The 24,058-nt window shown below is 42.5% G+C and carries 19 protein-coding genes and 1 tRNA gene; 6 read left to right on the plus strand and 14 right to left on the minus strand.

Annotation, left to right across the window (positions count from 1 at the left end; all coding sequences use genetic code 11):
• The 3 genes from R7F64_RS16060 to R7F64_RS16070 all read right to left on the minus strand — a co-directional run bounded on the left by R7F64_RS16060 (window position 1) and on the right by R7F64_RS16070 (window position 3,404).
• A tRNA-Cys gene (locus tag R7F64_RS16060) sits at window positions 1-74 on the minus strand.
• 204 nt (window positions 75-278) lie between these two features.
• Window positions 279-1,733 carry an ATPase RavA stimulator ViaA gene (gene viaA, locus R7F64_RS16065; RefSeq protein ID WP_222716353.1) on the minus strand — a complete coding sequence of 485 codons (1,455 nt, stop codon included), beginning with the start codon at window positions 1,731-1,733 and terminating at the stop codon, window positions 279-281.
• A gap of 9 nt (window positions 1,734-1,742) precedes the next feature.
• Window positions 1,743-3,404 (minus strand): ATPase RavA domain-containing protein, encoded by a 1,662-nt coding sequence (locus tag R7F64_RS16070; protein WP_318071890.1) that lies wholly within the window; start codon window positions 3,402-3,404, stop codon window positions 1,743-1,745.
• A gap of 269 nt (window positions 3,405-3,673) precedes the next feature.
• Between R7F64_RS16070 and R7F64_RS16075 the strand changes: the two genes are divergently transcribed.
• The 5 genes from R7F64_RS16075 to R7F64_RS16095 all read left to right on the plus strand — a co-directional run bounded on the left by R7F64_RS16075 (window position 3,674) and on the right by R7F64_RS16095 (window position 8,466).
• Window positions 3,674-4,189 (plus strand): NUDIX hydrolase, encoded by a 516-nt coding sequence (locus R7F64_RS16075; protein ID WP_054579018.1) that lies wholly within the window; start codon window positions 3,674-3,676, stop codon window positions 4,187-4,189.
• Between the two features lie 22 nt (window positions 4,190-4,211).
• Window positions 4,212-5,216 (plus strand): low-specificity L-threonine aldolase, encoded by a 1,005-nt coding sequence (gene ltaE / locus R7F64_RS16080; protein WP_005375978.1) that lies wholly within the window; start codon window positions 4,212-4,214, stop codon window positions 5,214-5,216.
• Between the two features lie 78 nt (window positions 5,217-5,294).
• Window positions 5,295-5,615: a c-type cytochrome gene (locus tag R7F64_RS16085; protein WP_104976059.1), complete on the plus strand. Its 321-nt coding sequence runs from the start codon at window positions 5,295-5,297 to the stop codon at window positions 5,613-5,615.
• A 212-nt stretch (window positions 5,616-5,827) separates the two neighbouring features.
• Entirely contained in the window at window positions 5,828-7,360 is a 1,533-nt protein-coding gene (yfcC, locus tag R7F64_RS16090) for a putative basic amino acid antiporter YfcC (protein WP_005387492.1), read from the plus strand.
• Window positions 7,361-7,470: 110 nt separating this feature from the next.
• Window positions 7,471-8,466, plus strand: coding sequence for a succinylglutamate desuccinylase/aspartoacylase family protein (locus R7F64_RS16095; protein ID WP_033907020.1), 996 nt, complete (start codon window positions 7,471-7,473; stop codon window positions 8,464-8,466).
• Between the two features lie 207 nt (window positions 8,467-8,673).
• Here R7F64_RS16095 and R7F64_RS16100 read toward each other — a convergent pair whose 3' ends face one another.
• Window positions 8,674-9,207 carry a lipocalin family protein gene (locus R7F64_RS16100; protein WP_025767720.1) on the minus strand — a complete coding sequence of 178 codons (534 nt, stop codon included), beginning with the start codon at window positions 9,205-9,207 and terminating at the stop codon, window positions 8,674-8,676.
• A 307-nt stretch (window positions 9,208-9,514) separates the two neighbouring features.
• Between R7F64_RS16100 and R7F64_RS16105 the strand changes: the two genes are divergently transcribed.
• Window positions 9,515-9,895 carry a cystatin domain-containing protein gene (locus R7F64_RS16105; protein WP_025767719.1) on the plus strand — a complete coding sequence of 127 codons (381 nt, stop codon included), beginning with the start codon at window positions 9,515-9,517 and terminating at the stop codon, window positions 9,893-9,895.
• A 59-nt stretch (window positions 9,896-9,954) separates the two neighbouring features.
• Here the strand turns inward: R7F64_RS16105 and R7F64_RS16110 are convergent, their stop codons facing one another.
• From R7F64_RS16110 to tssE, 10 genes are all read right to left on the minus strand, one after another.
• Window positions 9,955-13,011: an SMC family ATPase gene (locus R7F64_RS16110; protein ID WP_318071891.1), complete on the minus strand. Its 3,057-nt coding sequence runs from the start codon at window positions 13,009-13,011 to the stop codon at window positions 9,955-9,957.
• Window positions 13,012-13,020: 9 nt separating this feature from the next.
• Window positions 13,021-14,154 (minus strand): exonuclease SbcCD subunit D, encoded by a 1,134-nt coding sequence (locus tag R7F64_RS16115; RefSeq protein WP_318071892.1) that lies wholly within the window; start codon window positions 14,152-14,154, stop codon window positions 13,021-13,023.
• Window positions 14,155-14,513: 359 nt separating this feature from the next.
• Window positions 14,514-15,353 carry an NAD/NADP transhydrogenase subunit beta gene (locus R7F64_RS16120; protein WP_318071893.1) on the minus strand — a complete coding sequence of 280 codons (840 nt, stop codon included), beginning with the start codon at window positions 15,351-15,353 and terminating at the stop codon, window positions 14,514-14,516.
• Complete coding sequence (locus R7F64_RS16125; protein WP_005375969.1) at window positions 15,354-15,644, minus strand: PAAR domain-containing protein; 291 nt, start codon at window positions 15,642-15,644, stop codon at window positions 15,354-15,356.
• An 11-nt stretch (window positions 15,645-15,655) separates the two neighbouring features.
• A complete protein-coding gene (tssI, locus tag R7F64_RS16130; RefSeq protein ID WP_205460990.1) occupies window positions 15,656-17,491 on the minus strand; it encodes a type VI secretion system tip protein TssI/VgrG in 1,836 nt (611 codons plus the stop codon).
• 49 nt (window positions 17,492-17,540) lie between these two features.
• Window positions 17,541-18,020 carry an Hcp family type VI secretion system effector gene (locus tag R7F64_RS16135; RefSeq protein WP_005375967.1) on the minus strand — a complete coding sequence of 160 codons (480 nt, stop codon included), beginning with the start codon at window positions 18,018-18,020 and terminating at the stop codon, window positions 17,541-17,543.
• 208 nt (window positions 18,021-18,228) lie between these two features.
• A complete protein-coding gene (gene tssH, locus R7F64_RS16140) occupies window positions 18,229-20,796 on the minus strand; it encodes a type VI secretion system ATPase TssH (RefSeq protein WP_318071894.1) in 2,568 nt (855 codons plus the stop codon).
• 10 nt (window positions 20,797-20,806) lie between these two features.
• Complete coding sequence (gene tssG / locus R7F64_RS16145) at window positions 20,807-21,772, minus strand: type VI secretion system baseplate subunit TssG (RefSeq protein ID WP_213869736.1); 966 nt, start codon at window positions 21,770-21,772, stop codon at window positions 20,807-20,809.
• Window positions 21,769-23,592, minus strand: coding sequence for a type VI secretion system baseplate subunit TssF (tssF, locus tag R7F64_RS16150; RefSeq protein WP_318071895.1), 1,824 nt, complete (start codon window positions 23,590-23,592; stop codon window positions 21,769-21,771). Before tssF ends, tssG begins: the two co-directional genes overlap by 4 nt.
• Complete coding sequence (tssE, locus tag R7F64_RS16155) at window positions 23,589-24,053, minus strand: type VI secretion system baseplate subunit TssE (protein ID WP_017635621.1); 465 nt, start codon at window positions 24,051-24,053, stop codon at window positions 23,589-23,591. The genes tssF and tssE overlap by 4 nt, the downstream gene beginning before the upstream one ends.
• Window positions 24,054-24,058: the final 5 nt, after the last annotated feature.

Below are 24,058 nucleotides of genomic sequence, written 5' to 3' on the forward strand. Positions count from 1 at the left end.
TGGAGGCGCCTCCCGGAGTCGAACCGAGGTCCACGGATTTGCAATCCGCTGCATAGCCACTCTGCCAAGGCGCCTTTTTATTACGCTTCAGGGCTCTACCCCGTTGCGTTGGTGGCTACTTTACGGATTGAGAGAAGATAGTCAAACAAAAACATTTCATTTTCTGTTTGTTTGATTTCTTTTAAGTCAATTCGACCAAAGTTCGATCTTATTGGCTTAAAACGAAGCAATATAAATCTCGCTTTCAGTTCGTTTTGTCCCATGAAACATTAAGGCGTTTAATAGTTGCTGACCCTTTTTAGCAATCTTCCCACAACATTAGGGTGATAAGACCAAGTGTGATCAAACATCGACATTAATGCAGGATTTCCGTATTTCGATAAGCTAATCGCGTGAAAACGGTTTTTCTTCGCTTTGAGCGCATCCACTTTGGCCAGTAACTCGTCTTGTTGTTTTGGCGCGATAAAGTCGGAAATGACTACCATGTCTGCGTTTTTATATTTATCACCGCTCATCAAGTCGATAGATTTAATCAAAGTTGGCTCTAAGTCTGTACCACCATGGAAGCTATAAGTTAGAAAGTCCGCCGCCTCGCGCAGACCATCTTGTTTGGTTAGTTCGTAGGTAATGTGTTCCGTAGAAAAAATAATGACATAGCAATCACGTTGCTCCGCTAGTGCGATTTGCATCAGAGCATAAGCCATGGCTTTGGCGCATTGCTCAGGAAAGCCACTCATGGAACCGGACGCGTCCACACAAACAATGAAGGGGCCTTTTTCGATATCTACCGCTTTATGGTCAGGTCGGTGAGCTTTAACTTTACGTAACGTGCGCGATTTGCCTTGTGTACGATAGTTCATGAGCCTTTTATCAACTAAGTGTTTATAGAATACAACTTCAAGTTCAGGATACGCCAAAAACATCGTTTCGTTGGGAAGTAGCTTATTTAGATCATCGCTTTCGTGAATACCGACAATATCATCCGTCGCCTCATCACTTTTCTCTTCGACCAATTGAAGTTCTTCAGTGGGCGCACGATTTAGTTCAGGATCATTTACTTGCCCCGCCATACGACCGAGTTGCTCCGCAATTTCTTGCAAGCCTTGGTGCTTCTTCAGAAACTCAGCATGGCGTTTCATCACCGTTAAGTCTGTTTTACTCAACTTGGCAGATGCCATATCCCACAGGCGCCCTACACTTTCAGCATCACCCGACTCCGTGACTTTATCCATATTACGCATGGTTTCCATACGTTGATACAGGTCATTCAGCACCTTTTCTTTATTGGCTTCAAGCTCGCTTACTTGCGCTTGTTTTATTGCATCGGTGAGGCTTTGGTACCATTGATCACAAAAGTAATGAGGGAACATAGGGTTATTCATCCCTTTGTTCTTTTCCATCATTCGGCGAGCTTGTATGTAAAACGCAGAGTGCCATTCCAGCTTTTTAATCACATCTTCGATGTTTTCAAAAAACGCCTCTTCATCCCAATGAATAACCTCTTGATATAAAGACAGCTCTTGTTGGAAACGCTCTGTCTCACATACCTTGGTGATCCGTTTTTTAACGCTGCCTCGCCACTTTAACAAGTGACCTTTGACCGAAGATTTAACACCTCGGTTTTCTGCCATCATCATGACTTGTGAACGAGCCATCAAATCATTAACTGCGCTATCGATGATGCCGGAGTCGGCCACCATCAGCGCGAGGTTAAGTCCGTCTGCACCTAGCATGTCGTCTCCTTATGAGAAAAACTGATTTAAGTTTTTAAAGCGTTGGATAACTTTTTCACTTTCTGCTTGGATTGATTCAAGTCTCTGACTGACCTGTTGTAGACTCGACTCCATAAGGCGGGGGAGTTCAGGATCAACAAAGCTATGCGGAAGCGCATCATGAAAGTTCGCTTTCACCTTGCGCATATGGTGTTCTGCCTCACTAAGCTGATTTACGGCTTTTTCGCTCTGCGTTAACCACTTTTGGTAAAGCTCTACATCCAAGCCCTCTTGAGTCACTAGGCTAACCAAAATGCCTCGGTTCGCGATATCACGGATAACTAGGTTATTCGCCGCGTCAACATCAAATCGTAAACGGCACATGTTGGTGTTTTGATTGACGTAACCATACACATCACCGCTTCCCTCTTTAATGACTCGATCTAACTCATCTTTGGGTACATAAACCCAGCGGCTATCACCTTTTTCTGATTCTGAAACCGACATGTTGCTTTGCAAGACAACCAATTTAACTAAGTTAACGGCTGCGCCAACTTTGTACATCTTGGCTTTAGAGGTATCAAAGCGCATGGTTTCTTTACGCAAAATACCCGTGGCCGCTTCAGACGTTAACGTCATGCGGTAGGCATCTTCTAGTTCATGTTGGACATCAACCAAAGACTCACGGCAGTACTCGATTTCCTGCTCCGCGTCTTGTTGATCAAATGCATGTTTTAAGGCGAACTCTTGAACCACTTCACGTACCACATCTCGCGATTCAGGACTGTTCCATAAACAATCTTGCAGCAGTAAAAGGTCAAGCGGATTTATTTCATCGCGACCATTAAAAAACGCGCTCGCTTTTAACAACTTCACGGCTTTCTTCCAGCGGCGGTCAGAGACATACATATCGGTATTGGCCACATCACCAAACTGAGCTTCAACTTTGGCTTCTAACATCGTTTTAAGCTGGAAAAGCTTTTCGAATGCATTGTCGGTTAACGTCAATTTGTCGAGCTGTTGTTGCCATTGATGATATTCTTCATCAGTTATCGCTAGGCCTTCTGGTACTTGTGCCTCTTGCGATGTGCCCACAGTCAACATCGACTTAAAGTTTTGTTTATTCTGAATTCGATTCACAAACACACGCACCAACATGCGGTCGTAGAGCGCATCCAATCCACTATCTTCATCGGGTAATTCATTGGAAGCCGATACCAACAAGCGCATTGGCACACGCTCGATATCGCTGCCATTTTTGAATGTTTTCTCATTAACCACTGTCAGCAATGTATTAAGAATTGCAGGGCCCGCCTTCCAGATTTCATCCAAAAATACGACTTGTGCAGTTGGCAAATACCCTTTAGTTAATCGAACATAACGGCCGTTGTCTTTTAGCTCTTGGATACTCAGTGGCCCAAACACCTCTTCAGGGGTTGAGAAGCGCGTCATCAGGTATTCGAAGTAACTGCTGTTATCGAACGCTTGGATGAGTCGTTTGGCAATTAAGCTTTTTGCAATACCAGGGGGACCTAAAAGAAAAACACTTTCACCAGCAAGTGCAGCAAGAAGGCAGAGCTTGATCGTATGTTCACGCTCATAAACGCCATCCGTTAACGCTTTCGCCAATTTATTGATGCGTTCTGAGAGAAGCGCTTTTTCGGCATTTGAGGTAAATAAGGTTTGTGTCATACGTTCTCCGGCTGCTGAAGTGGTATTGCGTTAACATTTTTATACACTTGTTATAACTTTGTTACAAATGTATTTTGTCGAATTCCCCTTATAGCAGATGCTTTTCCCCTTCTTGACGAAGCAATCAAAGTTTCCATTTATGAGACATTGCTCACTTAAAGTGCAAACGCTTTCGTCGTGTTGCAGTATTTTTTGCTTTTGTTTCCCACCATTTGTGGTTAATGTCGAAAAACGTCAAAAATGCGGTAACAGCTAGGGTTCATAACTGCATGAGCAAGATAATTCATAAATGGAAGCAAATTTCTCTGATTGAAGAAGACGTTATGCTTCCTACAGGACAGGCAATTACGCACACCACAATCCATCATCCGGGTGCTGCGGTGATTCTCCCTATTACAGCGGAGGGTCACATTGTCCTTGTCCACCAATTTCGGCCTTCACTTAATAAATGGCTATTGGAACTGCCTGCTGGTACCAGAGAAGGCAACGAAGAGCCTCTCTGCTGCGCCAAAAGAGAGTTAGAGGAAGAAACTGGGTTTAGTGCAGAGAAATTCACGTCTCTCGGCCAAGTCACCCCTCTTGCCGGATTTTGTGATGAGATACAGTATCTATTTGTTGCCGAAAAGCTCAACAAAACAAACCGTTACGAGTGCGATGAAGATGAAGTGATTGAGGTCGTCACCTTGTCAATCAAGCAACTCGAAGAAAAGATAGTCGATGGCACGATCACCGATGCCAAAACGATCGCTTGCTTAAGCAAAGCGCGCCTTTGCGGATATATTTAGGACTTTGACCAAGGAGACATTCATGGATTTTCGATCAGATACCGTTACACAGCCCACCCAAGCCATGCGAGAAGCCATGTTTAAGGCCCCCGTTGGGGATGATGTTTATGGTGATGACCCTACGGTCAATGAGCTTGAAAAATTTGCTGCGCAGCTTGCTGGTTTCGAAGCAGCTTTGTTTACCACTTCAGGCACTCAAGCCAATCTGCTCGGTTTAATGGCGCATTGCGAGCGGGGAGATGAATATCTATGTGGGCAACAAGCACATAACTACAAATACGAAGCTGGTGGCGCGGCGGTTTTGGGATCAATTCAACCTCAACCAGTCGAAAATAACCCAGATGGCACGCTACCATTTGATAAACTGGCTGCTGCGATTAAACCAGATGATTGTCACTTTGCTCGCACTAAGCTTCTCAGCTTAGAAAACACAATTAACGGTAAAGTACTACCTCTGTCTTACTTAGCAGAAGCACGTGACTTCGTGAATAAACATAACTTGCAGATGCATCTAGATGGCGCTCGCGTTTTTAACGCAGCCGTTGCGCTTGATGTTCCGGTAAAAGAGATCGGTCAGTACTTTGATTCAATGACGATCTGTCTGTCGAAAGGTCTGGCTGCCCCTGTTGGCTCGCTACTGCTTGGTAGCAAAGACTACATCGCAAAAGCACGTCGCTTAAGAAAGATGGTCGGCGGTGGTATGCGTCAAGCGGGTATTCTTGCCGCAGCAGGCAAACTTGCCCTTACCGAACAAGTGGAACAGCTAAAACAAGATCACATCAACGCAAAAACCTTAGCGGAAGGTTTAGCAGAACTGCCTGGTTTTTCAGTCAACCCTGAATTTGTTCAAACGAACATTGTGTTCGCGAAGCTTGATCCTCAAGTGGACATAGTAAGTATCGCTGCGAAACTAAAGGAACAAAACATCACGATAACCCCTGGAAATCCAATTCGTTTTGTAACTCATAAAGATATTTCAGCGAAAGACATCGACACTTTCTTATCAAGTATAAAATCTCTACTTTAATTTGATTTTGATCATTGAGCTTCCCCTAAGGGGAAGCTTTATTGTATCGGCATGATTTTTAGCGAATAGATAACCTCCATGCTCAGATTTATACTTCTAATCTCTTTTATTTTCTCTTCCGCTATCCATGCCGAGCCGTTTGGTGATGCTGATAAAGGTAAAATCAAATCACCTAGCTGTGTCTATTGTCACGGTGTTACAGGCATCGCAACGAACAACACCTATCCAAGCCTTGCTGGTCAAAATGCTCAGTACCTTTACAATGCAATGAAATCTTATCAAGCCGGTGAGCGTAAAGGGCCACTTGCAGAAATGATGGCAGCACAGTTAAAAATGTTAAATGATGAAGACCTTCGTGATGTCGCTGCTTTTTATGCAGAACAGACAGAAATCAAGTGATTAGATCACCTGTAGATGTACTATGAAAGCTCGTGAATCATCCAAACTCAACGCATACTGAAACATTAACCCAACATTTGACCACAAAACAATCAAATTAACTTCACTTCAAATATTTGATGAATTTATAGTTCAACATAAGCATTAATATTGACTTTTTATTCTATTTTATCGATATTTCATGCTTTATTGAATTTGACGTGAAGTAAGTTATGTCTCACACACATGCGCAACCAGCAGACTCGGTTGCTACCCCCAAGTCGTGGCAGATGCCAGATACCCTCATTTTGATCTTCATTGTTGGTATTCTTGCTGCGATTCTTACCTACTTAATTCCTGCTGGTCATTTTGATAGCCAACAGGTGACCTACATGGTCGACGGTGCAGAAAAAACTCGCACAGTTATCGATCCTTCTTCTTTCTCTTATGCAACCGACGAAAACGGTGAACTGGTTTACAACAAGGTTGGCCTGTTTGCTTCTGGTGGTGGCATTGGTCTGATGAACTTCCCTTTCGAAGGGCTAGTTTCTGGCTCTAAATGGGGCAGCGCAATCGGCGTGATTATGTTCATGTTGGTTATCGGCGGTGCTTTCGGCGTTGTAATGCGCACAGGCACAATCGATAACGGTATCCTGCGCCTTATCGATAAGACCAAAGGTAACGAAGCGCTATTCATTCCAGTGCTATTTTTGCTGTTCTCGCTAGGCGGTGCGGTATTTGGTATGGGTGAAGAAGCCGTAGCGTTTGCGATTATTATCGCGCCGCTTATGGTTCGCCTTGGTTATGATGGTATCACTACGGTAATGGTTACCTATGTTGCGACTCAAATTGGCTTCGCTACTTCTTGGATGAACCCTTTTTCCGTAGCTATTGCGCAAGGCATTGCGGGTGTACCTGTTTTATCCGGCATGACAGTACGCATGGGGTTATGGGCTGGCTTTACGTTAATCGGTATCGCTTTCACAATGATCTACGCCGCTCGTGTGAAGTCAAATCCTAAACTTTCTTACAGCCATCGCACAGACCAGTATTTCCGTCAGCAAGAGCTTGGCAATCAAGATTCTCGTTGGAACCTAGGTGACACACTCGTTATCCTTACGGTTATTGCGACCACGGTGTGGGTTGTTTGGGGCGTAGTCGCTAACGCATGGTACATCCCAGAAATCGCGTCTCAATTTTTCACTATGGGCTTTGTTGTCGCGATCATCGGTACGATTTTCCGCCTAAACGGTATGACGCTAAACTGCGCAGCTGATGCATTTAAAGAAGGTGCAGCTATTATGCTTGCACCTGCCCTATTAGTGGGTTGTGCAAAAGGTGTATTGTTGATCCTTGGTGGTGGTACAACTGATGAAGCGAGTGTACTGAACTCAATTCTAAACAGTGCTGGCGGCGTGATTAGCGGGCTTCCTGACGTGGCTGCGGCATGGTTAATGTATGTATTCCAATCTATCTTCAACTTCTTTGTCACTTCGGGCTCTGGACAAGCGGCACTGACGATGCCTCTACTGGCCCCTCTGGCAGACATTGCAGGAGTTACGCGCCAAGTGGCAGTTTTGTCATTCCAACTTGGCGATGGCTTTACTAACGTTATCGTCCCTACTTCGGCATCTCTCATGGCAACGCTTGGTGTCTGCCGTATCGACTGGGGTGACTGGGCAAAATTCTGCTGGCGATTTATTCTATTACTCTTTACCCTATCAAGTATCGTCGTTATCGCAGCTCATATTATGGGTTTTGCGTAAAACGAAACCAATTGGTAATTAAGGCGAGACATGTTCTCGCCTTATTAATATTCATGGTATGACGACGCTAAGGTTTTAGATTAGCTTATGGTTTTGGAGTGGTAACTTTAATGGCAACACAATTTCTCGATGACGTGATTCAAGGTCATCAAGTGATTCAGTCTCTCAATGTAGCAGACCTAAATTCGGGCGAGCATAAGTTTTGGTTTCGCATCGCAACGAATGCTCTCTCTCAGTGGCAACACCTACCTGTGCTAGTGTTCAAAGGTGAAAAACCTGGCAAGAAGATCATGATTACCGCAGGGGTTCATGGTGATGAGTACAATGGTGTGTTAGCAGCGCAGAAAACTGCTCGAGAGCTCATCGGCACTGAAGTCGCTGGTACTGTCACTATTGTTCCAACCATTAACATGCCTGGTATGCTAAACCACAGCCGCGATTTCTATTCCGCAGACCCTGATGCGTCTCCTGCAAACTTAAACCGCTTTTTTCCTGGTGACCAAAACGGCAATGAGGCCCAACGTTACTTATATGCATTGTGGAATGATTTGCTCAAGCCAAATGCTGATTTAGCCATTGACCTTCACACTCAAACCAGTGGTGCGGCCTATCCACTTTACGTGTTTGCAGATTTCCGAATCGAGCAATCATTAGAAATGGCTCGCCTCATTAATCCTGATGCGATTTTAAATGATCCTGGAGATGCTGGCGTCCTTGAAACGGTTTGGAATAACCATGGTGTCCCAAGCATTACAGTTGAAGTAGGTATGGGGCGATACACCGAGCAAGAACTTATCAGTCGAACCGTAACAGGCATTTTTAATGTGCTGAAAGAGCATAACATTGTTGAAGGTGATGTGGACACTATTACGTCATGCTTGGAAGGAAACGAAATCATCAGTGTGAAAGCGACACACGGCGGCTTTGTACTGCCTCATGTTAGTTTGATGGATTTTGTCGAGCAAGGTCAACTTCTTGCGATTCAATACGACAGCTTTGGCGCTGAGATTAAACGCTACACCGCCCCAACAAGCGGCACAGTACTTAGCCACAATGTTGAATCTATTCGAGCACCAGGTTCCCTGATCGTTCGTTTGATTAAGTAAACCATAACCGTTTGTTGATAGAGCAACCTTTCGACGCTCACTCAAATTTATATAAGCCCCATCACGAGTAATCACAAATGATGGGGCTATATCCATTTTGACCACATTACGGTACGCCGTAACAAATTACTGTTAAGCGAAATGACAAACTGAGCTCTTAATTAGGAAGCTTCCCCTCTGTCCGCTTTTTCAGCCACGCTGATGAACTTAAAGCTGCCGTTGTTTCTCTTGTTCAACAAAAATGAGCTCGTCGATAGCGAAACCTTTCTCTTTAGCTACGTACTTAAAGCGCTCCACTACTTTCTCATCAACATTAGGCGTTCTAGACAATAGCCACAAGTAGTCGTGGTTGTAACCTGAGACAAACGCATAGTCATAGTTTTCACCTAGCTCAAACACAATGTAAGAAGAATATATTGGCCCAAAAAAGGAAACCTTTAAGTGTCCCACCGTTTCATCTTCAACAAAATAAGCTTTGCCTTCAGCTTCTGACCACTGTCGCTCTTCTTCGGAATATCCACGGTTTATCACCTTGACCCCACCATCCTCACGAACCTGATACTCAGCGGTAACGTTGGATAAGCCTCGCTCAAATGAATGGTCTAGGCGTGCAATCTCATACCACTTACCTAGATATGGCTCTAAATCGAAATTATTCACGGGTTCCACCCCATCCGGCTTCGAGGTACAACCAAATAAAGTTGCAAGTGACAAAAGTAAAAATATTTTTATCGATTTCATACAACACCTAAATTTTAATTAGTGATTGATTTTACTCTAGAAGATAACAAATCGATCACTAAGCCGCACCATCGCCCTCATAGGTACACATCACAATTCTTCATCATCAATAGCGCGCTGAACACCGAAACCTCGTCATCTCTGCAAATCGATAACAAGATTGCTCTATTTTTGACTTACAAGCTGACCATGCTTGTACATTTTGTCAGCATTTAACCCTATGCATATAGAAACTTTGCACAACATAGACATTCGTAGGCATATCACCCTCCTATAATACGTTGCGTTATAGACAGAGGTTATTGTTATGAAATTAAAAACAGTGTCAGTTTGTGCACTTTTGGTGCTACTTGCAGGTTGTCAGCAGGAAAAGCCGAGCGAAACGACACAATTAACGACCTCGGCAGATGTATGTAATGCACAAGGAAACATGCCAGGTGGGTGGAATGAGTTTAACGCGACCCCTGATGCACAAAAGGCAATGGCCTTTGTTTTAAAGAAAATGGACACAATAGCGTCGTTTAAACGAATACTGAATGTTCACGCGCAAATCGTTAGCGGCGTCAACTATGCTATTGAGTTTGAATTGGATGATGGCTCTGTTTGGAACACGATTGTTTATCGCAACCTTGATGGCGAATATGCGATTACCCAATCACCAAAAGAAGGCCACTTTTGCGAACAGTAGCGACTTAGTCAGAAAGCCCCTAACAATAGGGGCTTTTTGATCTAACAGTAGTCACTGAATTAGACAGCGAAGCGACATTGAGATTTAATCGACACCGTTGAACCAAGTCTTGATGGTTCAACATCAATCCTCTGCGCCATTTGCTCTTTCAGCTCAGAAACGTGAGAAATAACACCGATCATGCGCCCAGTCTGTTGCAGGTCCACTAGCGTTTGAATAGCAAGATCTAAAGACTCTGGGTCTAAACTACCGAAGCCCTCATCAATAAATAAAGTGTCTAAACGGATACCGCCACTATAGGATTGCACAACATCCGACAAACCAAGTGCCAGAGCAAGCGCTGCCATAAATGATTCACCGCCGGAAAGTGTCGCAACATCACGCGTTTTTCCTGTGTAGCCATCTTCAACCATTAAATCTAAGCCGCGACCCGCTGCGCCTTTGAAGCCCTCTGTTTTTCGAGCAAGAATATAGCGCCCTTTACTCATAAGGCTTAAGCGTTGAGAGGCCTGAATCAGCACATCATCCAACAGTACACCAAGAACAAAGCGATGTAGGCTAATCCTGCTGCCTGTTTTACCGCTAGCAACGTCGTACAACGTACCAAAGACTTTGTATTCTTCTTCTAACTTACTATTTTTCTCATGCAACACGGCAATATCTTTACGAACCTTTTCAAGACGTTCAAATATTGAGCGTGTGGTATCAAGTTGATTCCTTACTTCAATATATTGCGCCTGCAGAGTGGTTAACCTGTCGTTAAACGACTCTAAATTAGGCCTTTCAAGATCTTTCAATGCATGATTTAAATCATGTAGTGTTTGCTCAAGCTTGGTTTGTGCCTGTTTGACGCTGTCTATTTCTTGCTGCCAGGCTTGAAGTTCATCATCTCCCACTCGACTACTTAGATAATGGCTTTCATCCTCAAATTTACTCGCCTGTAGTGCCTCATTCCACGCTAATTCTGCTTGGCTAAGTTTTTGCTCTGACTCAGATAACCACTGCTTGTTCGTCGCTAAGTGACTTTCCGCATTTGATTTCTCCAATATCGCTTGCTGCAAAGCGTTTTGCGCCTTTTCTAAGCCTGTGTTCAAACTCAGAATTTGCTCGTTTGTCAGCAAAATTTCACGTTCAAGCAAGTCAGCGGAACTGTATTTTGGGTCAATAGAAGCTTGTAATTGAGCCAATTGTTCTTGGTTCGCTTTAACGGTTGATTCATTTGCCGCCATTTGATTCTGCAGCTCATGAATTTTATTTTCACCCACGACGCAGCGTTGATTAAGCTGTTCAACGTTCTTTTCTAGCTTTTCAATATCAATAGCTTGTAGACGTAGGAGTTGAGCATTGATCGCTTGCAAATCATTTTGAACCGTCGAGATCTCAGATGTAGCATACTCACCCAACTCCTCTTTCAACTGGTTACACTGATTCTGATACTGACTAATGACAACGTTATGTTGTTCTAGCTGATTGCTTAGTTGGTTCAACAAGGTTTGAGCTTCTCGCTCTTTCGCTCTAGCCGCCTGAACTTGCTCTTTTGTAACGGCTTCTTCAGCAAATGTTGCGGGGTTAGGATGCGTTTCGCTACCACACACCGGGCATGCTTCACCTGCTGTTAGTCGCTGCGCTAATACTGCCGCTTGAGCGTTGTGCCACTTAAGCTCTATCGTATCAGCGTCTTGTTGACACTGCATATAGCGCTGACTGGCTTCGTGTAGTGACTGCTGCTTGCCTACAGTTAGCGCATTGAGTTTAGAGAGCTCTAAAGTAAGATCATGCAGCTTTTGTAGATCCTGTAACAGCCGTTGTTTTTGTTTTATTTCCGCATCGATGCTGCCAATAAGCGCAACATCAACTCGTGCTTTCTCTAGCTCCTTCTGTCCCTGCTGGGCCTGTAACGTTAACTTATCTTTTAGTTCTATGTACTGTTTTAACGTTGCTTCAAATTGTTGTTTTTGTTGATAACCCGCCGTTATTTTACTTTCCAAATTGTCTTTCTCGACCAACTTGTTTTTCATACTTTCAAGCTGATACTGCAGTTGCGTTAACTGCGGGACCTTTGCCGCGGCCTCTTTTGCACTTTGCTGCAAGTTTTCTTGTTCTCTCGCAACGACATGAGCTTTTTCGAGACTCTCTTTCAAAGCTACGATTTTTTGCCTAAGCTCTTGCGTTTGAGCTTTTGCATTTTGTAATGAGACGTAGGGCAACTCTATCTTATTGGCATTTTTAGCGTTTTCTAATTGCTGTTGACGAGCTTTTATCGAATCTGAGTGTTCTAGATGCAGCTTGAGTGCGCTTTCTGCTTGCTCTCGTTTCGAAAACTCTCCATTCAAGGTTTCCGCTTTTTGCAATTCAGATTTAGCAGTATTGAGCTTATCTAACGCTGCTTGCTCATTCTTTTTATCAGACTCTAATTGCTTAGTTACTTGTTCCAGTTGTTGTAATAGTTCTTGTTCAGAACTCGCTTCTGCAACTTGTAAAGCACCTCGAATTTGATTATCAAATTCGCCTTTCGCTTTACTAATTGCACTCGCTTTATCTTTGAGCGCGTACTCAATTTTTTTATATATGTCAGTTTGAAAGAGCTGGCCAAAAATTTCTTCACGCTCTTTAGAGCTAGCAAGCAACAGTTCTCGGAATTTTCCTTGAGGCAACACCATAACTTGACGAAATTGAGTTTCATTCAAGCCAATAATATTGCTAACTTCAGTTTTAACCTGAGTCGCCTTGCTGGTAATAAGCGTTTCAGTCTCACCGAGTTCATAAAGAGCCGCAGTGTGCTTTTTAATCGTCATCCCTTCGCCACGGGCCTTGGGCGCTTCCTGCTCAGGAGATCGAACAACTCGGTATTGTTTGCCGTGTAACGAAAATTCGAGAACTACTTCGGTTGGTAAATCTTGCGCGGATAAGTCACACCGCATCTGAATACCTTGTCGCTCATTACCTGTGGTTTCACCATAAAGGGCGAAGCAAATGGCATCTAAGATCGACGTTTTACCGGAACCTGTAGGACCATTAATCAAAAATAGAGGGTTACTGCCAAGCTTCTCAAAATGAATGATTTCAGTTTTTGCAAACGGACCAAAGGCTTGCATGGTTAGTTTAATTGGTTTCATCTTTGGTCCCTATTGCTGTGATAATTGCTTAATAATGTCAGTAACAGCTTGCTCTTGCTCTTTAGACAACTGGCTATCTTGCGCCTCAATAAAAAAATCTCGGAACATATCAATTTCGCTTCGCGCCAACTTTGCTTGCGCCATTTCCTGCTCTACCCCAATTAACATGCCAGGTTTCTCAAGGTGTAAAACGTTTGGATACACTGAACGAAGCTTTTCCATTGGGTTTAAAATCGCATGTTTATCCATCAAACGAACTAACAAATAATCTTCATTCTTAGGGTCTGTTTTGCCTTGATCAATAACTTTATCCAGCTCGCCCTCTACAATGCGCATTTCATGAGGAGCCGTAAGATCAATATGCTCTGCAGAAACGAATCCTTTCTTGTCCAGTTCAACTAACGTGAAACCTTTTCTCTGGTTCTGTTCACCAAAGCTATACTTCATGAGTGAGCCAGAGTATCGGATATGCTCTGCGCCTTTCTTTTGAGGCTGATGCAAATGACCAAGTGCGACGTAGTCAAAATCTAAGAAGTGTTCATGACTCACGCGATCAGGGCCACCAATAGATAATGGTCGTTCAGAGTCTGACTCGATGGCCCCATCAACAAAACAATGACTCACGAGCACGCGCTTTTGCGTAGAGATAAAGCGCTCTTTAATTTGCTCAACAAGCAATTGATGAGCCTCATCATGAGTGGATACCGAGGCTTTATAGGCAAACCTAACCTGTTCAGGGTCGTTATAAGGCATACCATAAAACGCGACCTCATCCGCAGAGTCCGTTTTTATGATGATGGGAGTGAGCATCTCTTCAAAGTTGCTAACAATATGGAGACCTGCATTTTTCATTTGCTCTGAGCCGAAACCTAGCCTTTCTGCACCATCATGGTTGCCAGATATCAATATCATCGGTGTTTTCAGTTCAGTACAAATACGCTTCACGACTCGATTTAGCAGTTCTATTGCAACCGTTGGTGGCACCGAACGGTCATAAATATCTCCCGCCACTACAACCGCATCGACGGGATTGTGTTCAATATAGTTAATCAGTTGTTCGAGTACTGCTTGTTGATCTTCGAGTAGTGACACGTTGTGGAATTGTCGACCAAGATGCCAATCTGAGGTGTGGATAAACTTCATTCGAATTCACTTTCCGCCAATTCTATGAGCAGGCTTGCTTCTGTCAGAGTCCATGTACCGTTTATAAACAGGAATGCGTCACGGGTGGGATCTCGAACAAGCCAAAAACTCAAGTTATTTTATATCGGTAAGGATATCTTGAGTCGAACAGCTTTTCATGTGGTTTGTGTTCTATGGCTGGCTATTTAATCAGAAAGCGAGAAGAACACTGTAAAAACGCGGTGAGCAAAGCTATTTTGAAAAGCAAGCTGCGCCTAGTCATTGTCCAAACATCATTAAAGGGCCAATTTTGAGTCAATCCCCCATAACATTTGCATCACTAAAACCTCAGCTACTAGAAGGAAAAGCAATAGCCAGACCTATTCACTACGCCAATTGTATATTACTCCTACCGCGTAGCCGTCTGGCTCGATGTCGGCTTGCAACACGTGAAAGTCTGGGCAGGGGCTGCTTCTTTGAAGCTCATCAATCACCAACGCTTTTAAAACGCCGCCACATGCACCCAATCCGCCAAGTTTGATATCAACAAATTGATACTGAGTTTGCTCGGTCACCCACGGAGACAAGAATTGCATTGAGTTTAACCATTGCGGTTCTTCCTTATTAACGGATAAATACAATTGACTGAGTGGATGTTCACAACTTACTCCTAATTGCTTAAACACCTTGTCCACGGCGATGCGTTGTTGTTTGGCATCTAAATCAATTCGAACAACATCAGGCACAAGACCTGAATGTCGAAAAAAACACTTGGTTAAAATGATAGAGCTTTGAGGTTTGACATGCCCTTCTACATCGCTCGTAACCTCTATAGCCAGTATCCAAGTCGCTTGCGTTTCATTAACTTCACGATTTATCCGATTTAGTGCCATCAAAAATGCAGCTTGGCCATAAGGATAAAAGTAAATTTCAGTATTGACAGTTTGGTCAACGAAAATAGAAAGCTCGCTTATCAATGCTTTAAGCAAACTTTTGTCTACCGAAGATGGTAAAAGAACACAGAGATTCCCCTTGATATCAGCTTGCTCAAGACTCTCGCGCTCAGAGCGCACGAGGCTTAATATATGCTCATCTATTGATTGAGCAAAGTCAGGGGATCGGATTTCCTCGGACAATCTAAAAGAATCATCAGCTATCTCGCGAACGGTGTGTGAACGGCCATTAAAGGATAGAAGATGCGTTTGAAATGCGAGTGGCATCTAGCCTCCGATTAAAACCGTAGGCATACCAGATAGAATTTTGCCACCATGAGACGTTGAATCGCCGACTCTCGCGGCTGGTTTACCGTTGATTGTTACGCTAGAAGAACCTGCTGAGATACTATCCGGAGGACCGATACAAATAAGCTTGTCGCCTTGTCTTGCCGCAGGTATCCCGCCAATCGTTACGTTTGGTGAACCAACAACGACGGGACCACCGACATGCGGTATCTTTCCTGTTTTTTTAGGGCAAAGATGAAAGCTGCCCAAAATTGCGGCTGGTTTACCCACTTTAAATCACCTTAGTTCAATGAAATTTGCCCAGCTTTAAGAGCAATAGCTGAGCCGTTAATGGATATTTTATTACCTTTGATATTGATTTCTCCAGAGCTAGACATCTGAATAGAAGCACCACCTACTTTGATCTCGACGCTCTTTCCTGCATTAAAAGACAGCACTTCACCCGTTTCATTCGAAAAGTTTTTACCTACTTTCAAGCTCGCGTTCTGACCAACCTCTTGATTAACATCATTGGTCACTTTTTCGGTTTTACTGTTTTCAACGGCGATATCAACACAGTCTTCAACTAGCATTTGGAACAGTTTTTCAGCATGAAGATAAATGTGCTCTTCACCGGGCTTATCATCAAAGCGCAACTCATTAAAATTGGATGTACCTTTTTGTACAGAGCGTGATTTATAACCACTCTGAGAACTTTGCTCTGGTAAAGCGTAAGGAGGGAGTTGACTACCGTTATATAGTGACCCCGTAACGATTGGTTGATCAGGGTCTCCGTTAACAAACTCGACGATGACCTCTTGTCCGACTCTAGGGTGAAACACCGCCCCCCATCCGTTACCTGCAATATTTTGCGCAACACGAATCCAACATGAACTATTTACATCGTATTTACCAACACGGTCCCAGTGAAACTGAACTTTGATACGGCCATGTTTGTCTATGTAAATTTCACCATCTTTGTTCCCCGTAACTACTGCGGTTTGCAAACCTTTCATCTGAGGTTTCGGGTAGTTAACTGAAGGACGAAGGATTGTCTTTGAGTCAACACAACTAAACGAGACTTTGACACCTTGCGCACCGGTGCCACCTTGACCAGTCTGGTTATAAACAGCAGCAGACAAAAAAACAGAAGACAGTACATATTCTTTGCCGACTCGAGATTTATCTTCATGCTTTTTAAACTTGAAGCACTTGCCTACACTGAATGTTCTGCACGTAGCCTCGCCACGACACAAATATGCATTTTGCTGTAGTGCTTCTATTGCATGCGTGTTTCTCAGTGCGTATTGATCATTGCTCTCCATTTCACCCATGTATTCAAAATACTCGCTTCCAGGTACTGTAAAAAAATCACTTTCACCCTTTGCAGTATTTTTAGGATTCGAAGAAGGCTTGAGCATGTTATAGCCTGACTTTTGACTCGCTTTAGTAGTCAGAATTTGCGTTTCATGCCAAGAAGAAATGTGGCTAGACTTCGCCGTACCTGTATCAAAATCGACTAAAAACTCAGTACCCGGCTTATAAAAACTGATGTCATCAAAAATATTGAGCGTATGGGCAGACTTAGTATGTGTAAAACAAAATGATAGCCCCTCCTCCGATAACAGACGTCGAACAAATTCAAGATCTGATTCTTCATATTGTACTTTGTATGTGTATTTAGGATAGGACTTGGTTAACTCAAAACTAAAGGCAACACTATGCTCCGATAGTACTTCAGAGATAATTTCCTTTATATCTTTATGCTGAAATATTCTACAATTTTTTCGATATTCAGCGAAACGTAATTTAGGCTCTATTAATAATTCTATGTTTTTATAGTTTTCGCCTTTATGTGTATTAGAAACCCTTTTCCCTTCTAATCTTGCAGCAGAAACATAACCATGCATATAACGAGGATTTGAAGAAACATCCTCATTATTTTCAAGGGTAATGGTAACTTCCTTACCAATAATTTCGTTTAACTCACTTCGTTGATCATTAAAGTAAGCTTTAGCACGCAATGAAAAAAGTTCTGAGATCTCTTCTCTATACTCAAACGAGTTTAGTATGATGGCATCTTTACCGAATGGCGAAGAAATTCGGATGAAATTGTTATCTTGAGTTGCTCTTTTCATTAAATACTTCTTTCAAAAAAATGCGGAGGAATACTCCCCCGCATGAAAATTACATTTGTTGACCTTTAACACCGCTGTAGCCGTATACCAATGGAGCAGAAGTGTTGTTCTTATCGTCAGTAGGAGTCACTGTCATCATCATTTCTGTGTAAGAAATTGTGATAGTTTCAACTGGACGATCGTCTTGGATAGAAACTGAGTAGTTAGAAATCATCGCATCAGTCAGTTCGATCTTCATGATCTCTTCAACCTTCTCACCCTGCTTAGTAATATGGAAAACCGCTGGTTTACCTTTACCAATCGTCGCTTCTTTAAATAAGTCAGGAGAAGAACGGTCTTGAAGTTTAGTGATAGTCAAATCATATAGACGAGTAGCGCTCGCTTCACGGTCCATCGCTGTACCAGTGTATGATGAGATCTCACGACCTACACTCCAATCTACAGATAGTAGTGTAATCAAATCTTTGTATTGCTCGGCTGTTGCCTCACCCTTAATATCTGCGTATTTAAGATACGTATTAGACTGCATGCTAATCTCCTATAGCATTATTAATTGACATATATCGTAGTAATTTAATTATCTGACGTTTGGTGATAATTAGTGATTAATGTATCAAAAACTTCATTTTAAATACGCCCTGTTATATCTTTAAATAAGATTTAATTTAAGCGTTTTTTATAAAAAATAATAGTTAATATGAACCAACTCCCAATTATTATTGAGAGTGTAAAGGATGTTAAACTATTGAGACATCAAGTCCACTATTTGTACCTTTAACAATAATTTCATCAAACGTCTTATCATTAAGAATTGCATGCAATATTTCATGAGAAATCTTCGGAAGCAATGTATTTTCTATGGTTGTTTGTACCACACGCGCACCACTGCCAGACTCATTGCTATTGTCTACAATATCATTAATTAGTTCCTCATCAAAAAACAGGTCAGCGTTATAGTGCTTACGAATACGAGTCGTAATTTTATCCAACTTTAATTTTGTTATTTCTATCAATACTTTTCTTGATAGAGGCAAATAAGGTAATACATTCACACGCCCTAAAAATGCAGGTTTAAAGTCGACCAACAAATCATCGCGTAAAGCATCTTTTAGTGCTGACGGCTCAGGAGATAAATCAGGATCAGAATACAAAGACATCGTCGTTTCGGTCCCTGTGTTCGCGGTCATAATAATAATAGTGTTTTTAAAGTCTATATCTCGACCTTCACCGTCTTTAATTGAGCCTTTATCAAACACCTGATAAAAAATATCTTGAACACCAGGGTGCGCTTTTTCCATTTCATCGAGGAGAATTACACTATAAGGTTTACGTCTAACAGCTTCAGTCAGTACACCTCCTTCTCCATAACCGACATAACCAGGAGGAGAACCTAATAGCAATGAGACTTTATGCTCTTCCTTAAATTCCGACATATTGATAGTCGTGACATTTTCTTCACTACCATAGACTTTCTCTGCAATCGCCAAAGCCGATTCGGTTTTACCCACTCCGCTTGGTCCGGTTAGGAGAAATACACCATTTGGTCGTGTCTCATCCGTGAGCTGCGCACTCGCGGTTTTTATCACTTCAGACATGAGCTCTAAAGCGTGATCCTGCCCGACAACTCGCTTACACAAACTTTCTTTCAAACCCAATACTGCTTGGATTTCATCATCCTGAAGTTTACCTAGCGGTATACCGGTCCAATCCGAAATAACTTCTGCGATTAGCGCTTCATTTACATGCGAAAAAACTAAGGGCTGTGAGTTAGCGGAAAGGTTATTTTCAAGCTCTTGTAACTTGTCTCTAGCAGTTTCAGAACCCTCCTGGATTATTTGGGTTCTAAGTGACTTAGCTTCATTTACCCATTCTTTTTCTTTTTCCCAAAGTACTTCTAATTCAATAATGTCATTAGATAGCGCATCAATCTCTTTTCGGACACCTTGCAGCTGCACATCAAGAGATGCTCCTAGCCGACTCTCTTGGCTAAGATGCTCATACTCAGCTTGCTTTGCTTTAAGTTTGTTTCTTTTCGCATCTAGGCCTCCCGGTGTAGATGACTGACTTAACGCAACTCGAGAACAGGCCGTATCCAAAACAGAAACCGCTTTATCTGGCAGTTGACGACCATTAATGTATCGAGCTGACAGTTGGACCGCTGCATTGAGAGCTTGGTTAGTGATATGAACATCGTGGTGTTGTGCCATTACATCAAGTAAGCCTCGTAACATTTCGATCGCGAGTTCAGGGGCAGGCTCATCAACCTTTACGACTTGAAAACGCCTAGTTAAAGCTGCATCTTTTTCAAAATACTTTTTATACTCTGCCCACGTTGTTGCTGCGATCGTTCTGAGTTCACCTCTCGCTAATGCTGGCTTCAGAATATTCGCCGCATCACCTTGGCCCGCTTGCCCACCACCGCCAATTAGGCCATGAGCTTCATCAATGAACAATATAATAGGCTGTGGAGCGTCGTTTACTTCCTTAACAAGGTTCTTAAGCCTGTTTTCAAACTCACCTTTCATGCCTGCGCCGGCTTGCAGTAACGCCAAATCCAGAGACTTAATTGCCACATTTTGCAGAGCGGGAGGTACATCGCCATCAATGATCTTTTGCGCCAAACCTTCAACAACGGCTGTTTTTCCAACACCAGCTTCTCCCGTAAGAATCGGGTTGTTTTGTCGGCGTCTTAATAAAATATCGATCATTAGGCGAATTTCATTATCTCTACCAATCACCGGATCTATTTTACCTTCCCTAGCTTGCTCAGTAAGGTCTGTTGTAAATTGATTCAAGGCGGAATTCGCGTTTGACTGCGCTAAGTCATTCGATCTTGATTGAGGCGCATTACTTTCTTTAAAGTTCAATAAGCGAGATGGTTCTATCTTGTTTAGTTCAGGACTAATCGAACCAGCCATGTTGACTAACGTATCATCAGACAAGTAGGCAAATAAAAGATGGATGCACCCCAACTGTTCTTGATTGAATTCAATGGTTGCAGACAACAAGGCATTTTGCATAACAGTCACCGTATGAGCTGATAGCCCAGGCACCGACTGGCATCCTGTTTTGTATTTTTCTAATGCCTTTTGAATATCGGTTTCAACCTTGATTTTATCGACATCAAATTCGTCAAAAACTTCAGAGTAAATATCGTCAGGATGGCGGATAATCATCATTAACCAGTGAGACATTTCAATACTGTGATGAGTTCGGGAGCTTGCCATCGCAGCTGCCTGTTCAAGTGTTTCCTTAGCCTGAGGAGACAATCTTTCGACCAACGCTGAAAGTGAGAGTGAAGCCATTACATTTCCTTTAAATAGTAATTGTTATAGTTCGATCTTTTGTACGTTCGTGTTTTTTAAGCACAGAACCAATACCTAACTGCCCCTGCTGTTTCGATAAACAAGCTTGTGGTAGCAAACTATGTTTGGTGGTGAGCTGCCACTTCAGTTGTTTATGTTTTCCAATCAACTCATAAGCAGCGTTCTTAATGATTGCTATATTGGGTTGGTTAGGAAGCAATTTACTAACTAGCTGTTTATCTTTTGGCAGAAATTCTATTGTTGTCCCCGCGTTGATGTTCCATGCTTTCGAACCCAAAGACGCTCCTAAACCAAGTTGAGCAAACTGCCCTTCAGGCATAGTTCGGGATGCAAGGCGTGTTTGCTCTTCTTTTGTAAGGTGTAACCATTGTCCTTGAAATTCATGAACTTTTACTTGGCATCCAGATAAACATTCAAGAATACTTTTCAGTCCACCTTTACTTCTCACTGGTGAAGCAAACACACCACCATAGTGCCGGGACAGTGAACTCCCTTTCCCAGTTAATGCCGATTTACAGCTTTCTAACGGCGAACGCGCGCCCTGCGCATGCGCACGAGACTGAACAGTCAGCTGACTCAGTTGCCAACATCGATAATAAAGAGATAATAAGCGATGATTGAAAATATCGTAGAAGTCCACCATAGCCGTATCGCCTTCTTTTTGGCGATGTAAAGCTAATTCACTATAGTGCTGGGGAAGCACACCTTGCTCACCCGTTAGGCCTATTAAATTGGTCTCAATCTCTAACTTGCTGCCATCTATATTTTTCAGTTCACAAAGCTGAGCATTTTCAAAACCTAATGATGGATTAACCTTTAAGTTTAGCTTTTCATGCTTCGGTAACGCATCTGTTCCTATTTGCGCCTCTGCTTGCAGAACTTCGTGTTCAATAAGATGAATCGCTTCAAACAATGGATGTTGCTTTAATTCTCGATAAAATTGTTCCGCGCTCATAGCAACACCTTATCGCCAGTTAATGCGGGCCATAGGTGGAAAGACTTTCCCGTGGACTTAATTCTTATTTCTAACTGCGTAAAAATGTTAATTTCAGCATATTGCGAGAAGTAAACAGATAAAACACTACCTAAGAGAAAGATCTGCTCTTTAGGTAAAATTTGATCAGAAACCGTCAAAATAATTTTTATACCGTGCGCAAATCCAACTTTGCCTTTCTGACTAATTCTTCCTGTAGTAGGCTCAAACTCTAACTTAGTTAAAGCATCGATTACCGCTTTCGTTTCTGCTGTCCCAGAAAATGCATAGAGATTAAGGGTCTGCTTCAAAGTTGCTAAACCATCTTCCTCGGTAAAATGGTTTAAAGTTAAAAGCTTAGTTAACTGCCATCGTGTGCTTTCATCCATTTCTGGCCGAATAGTTTCTGATAAAGAAACTAAACAACGAACAGATTCGAAATTGTCATTTACCTCCGGTAAAGATACTTGCGGCAGCCCACCTCCAAATGGAAGTTTCTGCGCTAAGTTGCGGTTACAGCACTCAGCTTCCACGTACATTAACCAGTTTTCCCGGCTATCCGGGCTGAATAATTGATGTTTTTTATCAACAAAAGAAATGTAAGTTTCTCTACCTGGCTCATCATACCCACCAGCCCAGTTCTTATCCTCACGTCTCATCAACCAATAAATCTCACTAGTGTTTGTATAATGCGTGTGCTCACCAGCGTGATAACATGGCAAATTGTGGTACGTTTTGTTCCAGTTTCTCAACGTTACGTCAGAAATTGAGACAACCTCATTACTTTCAGATTCTTGGTATTGCGGAGACAAGTGGTAATCGTATTCAGTTGGTAGAATACGCTTAGGCTCCATAATACTTTTAAATAAGTTGATTACAGGCACACAACCTACCATTAAGCTTTCTTCGTCCACTTGCTTTGGAAGCCAGTCATCGTTGGTATCAAAGTAAAAATACAGTCCGACTTGCTCTCCAAGATCTAGCTCAGATAATCCAAGTTCGGTGATATCAAAGAACATAAACTTCTCAGGAAAGTGCAAATACTCAACAAGTAATCTTGCTCCTGAAAAGCTTCTTTTACTGTATGGCACAACTTTCTCATCTTCTGAAAATCCTACTTCAGAAAGATGTCTTTTGGTTAAAGGACGAACTTCTTTGCCATCCACAACAACAGATAAACCAATTAGGTTTTGAAACAGCATTTGGTAGAGCTTAAAAGTCAATTGAGATTGACCGTTTAAATAGAAGCGCAGCCGTTCTATCCCCATTTCACCAAGAGGAGTCTCTTCATCTTGAGCCGTGAGCTGTACTTTCAAAACTGAATGAGCATTGCTTTCCCATCGTGAGCCAACTGGCTTGAAAGGCGCATTTTTAAAAACGCCAGAGGTCACATCAACAGGATACATTCTGACCGGATAACAAGTTCTAAACTCGCATTCATGATATCCAGTAGCACCGATAACAACTCGCTCGCCTTCTTCTACATCAAAATAAGAGGAAGTGGAGTTAGAACAGCTCATTTTAATGACTGACATTGACGGGATTGGGGCGTGAAAATCCGGATATAACTGTCCCATCAAAGACTCTGTAAACTGAGGGTAACTATTGTCTAAGCTTTGTCTAATCCTTGCTGTTAGAAATGCGCAGCCTTCTAACAATCTTTCTACGTGTGGATCGTCAACCTGTTCCTCACTAATACGAAGTCTCGCGGCAATCTTGGGATACTGCTCACCAAACTCTTGCCCTTTGTGACGCAAATAAGCTAACTCGCGATTATAGTACTTGAGAAACTCTTCACTCATTTTGCTCTACTCAGTTTCATACCTAAATTTACCGGCTCTACTTCAGAATTGAATCGCACTTCATGAATACTGTTATCAATTAAGCAAGTGGCATTTATCTGTAACCTCAATACCCTATCAATAGCGTTTTTCTCGTCCGAAATCTGGACATGAGGGTTCCTTAACCTCGGCTCAAACTCTTTAATTGCATCATGAACGATGTCGCAAAGCTGATTCTGCCCTTCTTGGCTGCTATAGGGCATTGAGGAAAAATCTGGCAGTCCATAGTTCAATATTGAATAACGAACCTCTAGAAGATCATCAGGAATATTTTTCCATCCAATACGACTATTCAGCATCGACTCTAGATCTCTAAGTAAGCTGCTCAACATCTGTTGCTGGCTTGCAGGGAAGTCTTTCTCATCTCGAGTGAGAGGATCACTATCTATCAATTTGTCGAGCAGAGAAACGGTTAACGACATGATAT

This window comes from Vibrio sp. Vb1980, from assembly GCF_033338615.1.
Taxonomy (GTDB): domain Bacteria; phylum Pseudomonadota; class Gammaproteobacteria; order Enterobacterales; family Vibrionaceae; genus Vibrio; species Vibrio alginolyticus.

Excerpts from the sequence above, each read along its gene's own strand:
- R7F64_RS16135 (WP_005375967.1), bottom strand. The coding sequence starts at position 18,020 with ATGCAGTCTAATACGTATCTTAAATACGCAGATATTAAGGGTGAGGCA.
- R7F64_RS16100 (WP_025767720.1), bottom strand. The coding sequence starts at position 9,207 with ATGAAATCGATAAAAATATTTTTACTTTTGTCACTTGCAACTTTATTT.
- ltaE (WP_005375978.1), top strand. The coding sequence starts at position 4,212 with ATGGATTTTCGATCAGATACCGTTACACAGCCCACCCAAGCCATGCGA.
- R7F64_RS16070 (WP_318071890.1), bottom strand. The coding sequence starts at position 3,404 with ATGACACAAACCTTATTTACCTCAAATGCCGAAAAAGCGCTTCTCTCA.
- R7F64_RS16115 (WP_318071892.1), bottom strand. The coding sequence starts at position 14,154 with ATGAAGTTTATCCACACCTCAGATTGGCATCTTGGTCGACAATTCCAC.
- R7F64_RS16110 (WP_318071891.1), bottom strand. The coding sequence starts at position 13,011 with ATGAAACCAATTAAACTAACCATGCAAGCCTTTGGTCCGTTTGCAAAA.
- viaA (WP_222716353.1), bottom strand. The coding sequence starts at position 1,733 with ATGCTAGGTGCAGACGGACTTAACCTCGCGCTGATGGTGGCCGACTCC.
- R7F64_RS16095 (WP_033907020.1), top strand. The coding sequence starts at position 7,471 with ATGGCAACACAATTTCTCGATGACGTGATTCAAGGTCATCAAGTGATT.
- R7F64_RS16075 (WP_054579018.1), top strand. The coding sequence starts at position 3,674 with ATGAGCAAGATAATTCATAAATGGAAGCAAATTTCTCTGATTGAAGAA.
- tssI (WP_205460990.1), bottom strand. The coding sequence starts at position 17,491 with ATGAAAAGAGCAACTCAAGATAACAATTTCATCCGAATTTCTTCGCCA.
- R7F64_RS16105 (WP_025767719.1), top strand. The coding sequence starts at position 9,515 with ATGAAATTAAAAACAGTGTCAGTTTGTGCACTTTTGGTGCTACTTGCA.
- tssH (WP_318071894.1), bottom strand. The coding sequence starts at position 20,796 with ATGGCTTCACTCTCACTTTCAGCGTTGGTCGAAAGATTGTCTCCTCAG.
- tssF (WP_318071895.1), bottom strand. The coding sequence starts at position 23,592 with ATGAGTGAAGAGTTTCTCAAGTACTATAATCGCGAGTTAGCTTATTTG.
- tssE (WP_017635621.1), bottom strand. The coding sequence starts at position 24,053 with ATGTCGTTAACCGTTTCTCTGCTCGACAAATTGATAGATAGTGATCCT.
- tssG (WP_213869736.1), bottom strand. The coding sequence starts at position 21,772 with ATGAGCGCGGAACAATTTTATCGAGAATTAAAGCAACATCCATTGTTT.
- yfcC (WP_005387492.1), top strand. The coding sequence starts at position 5,828 with ATGTCTCACACACATGCGCAACCAGCAGACTCGGTTGCTACCCCCAAG.
- R7F64_RS16120 (WP_318071893.1), bottom strand. The coding sequence starts at position 15,353 with ATGCCACTCGCATTTCAAACGCATCTTCTATCCTTTAATGGCCGTTCA.
- R7F64_RS16085 (WP_104976059.1), top strand. The coding sequence starts at position 5,295 with ATGCTCAGATTTATACTTCTAATCTCTTTTATTTTCTCTTCCGCTATC.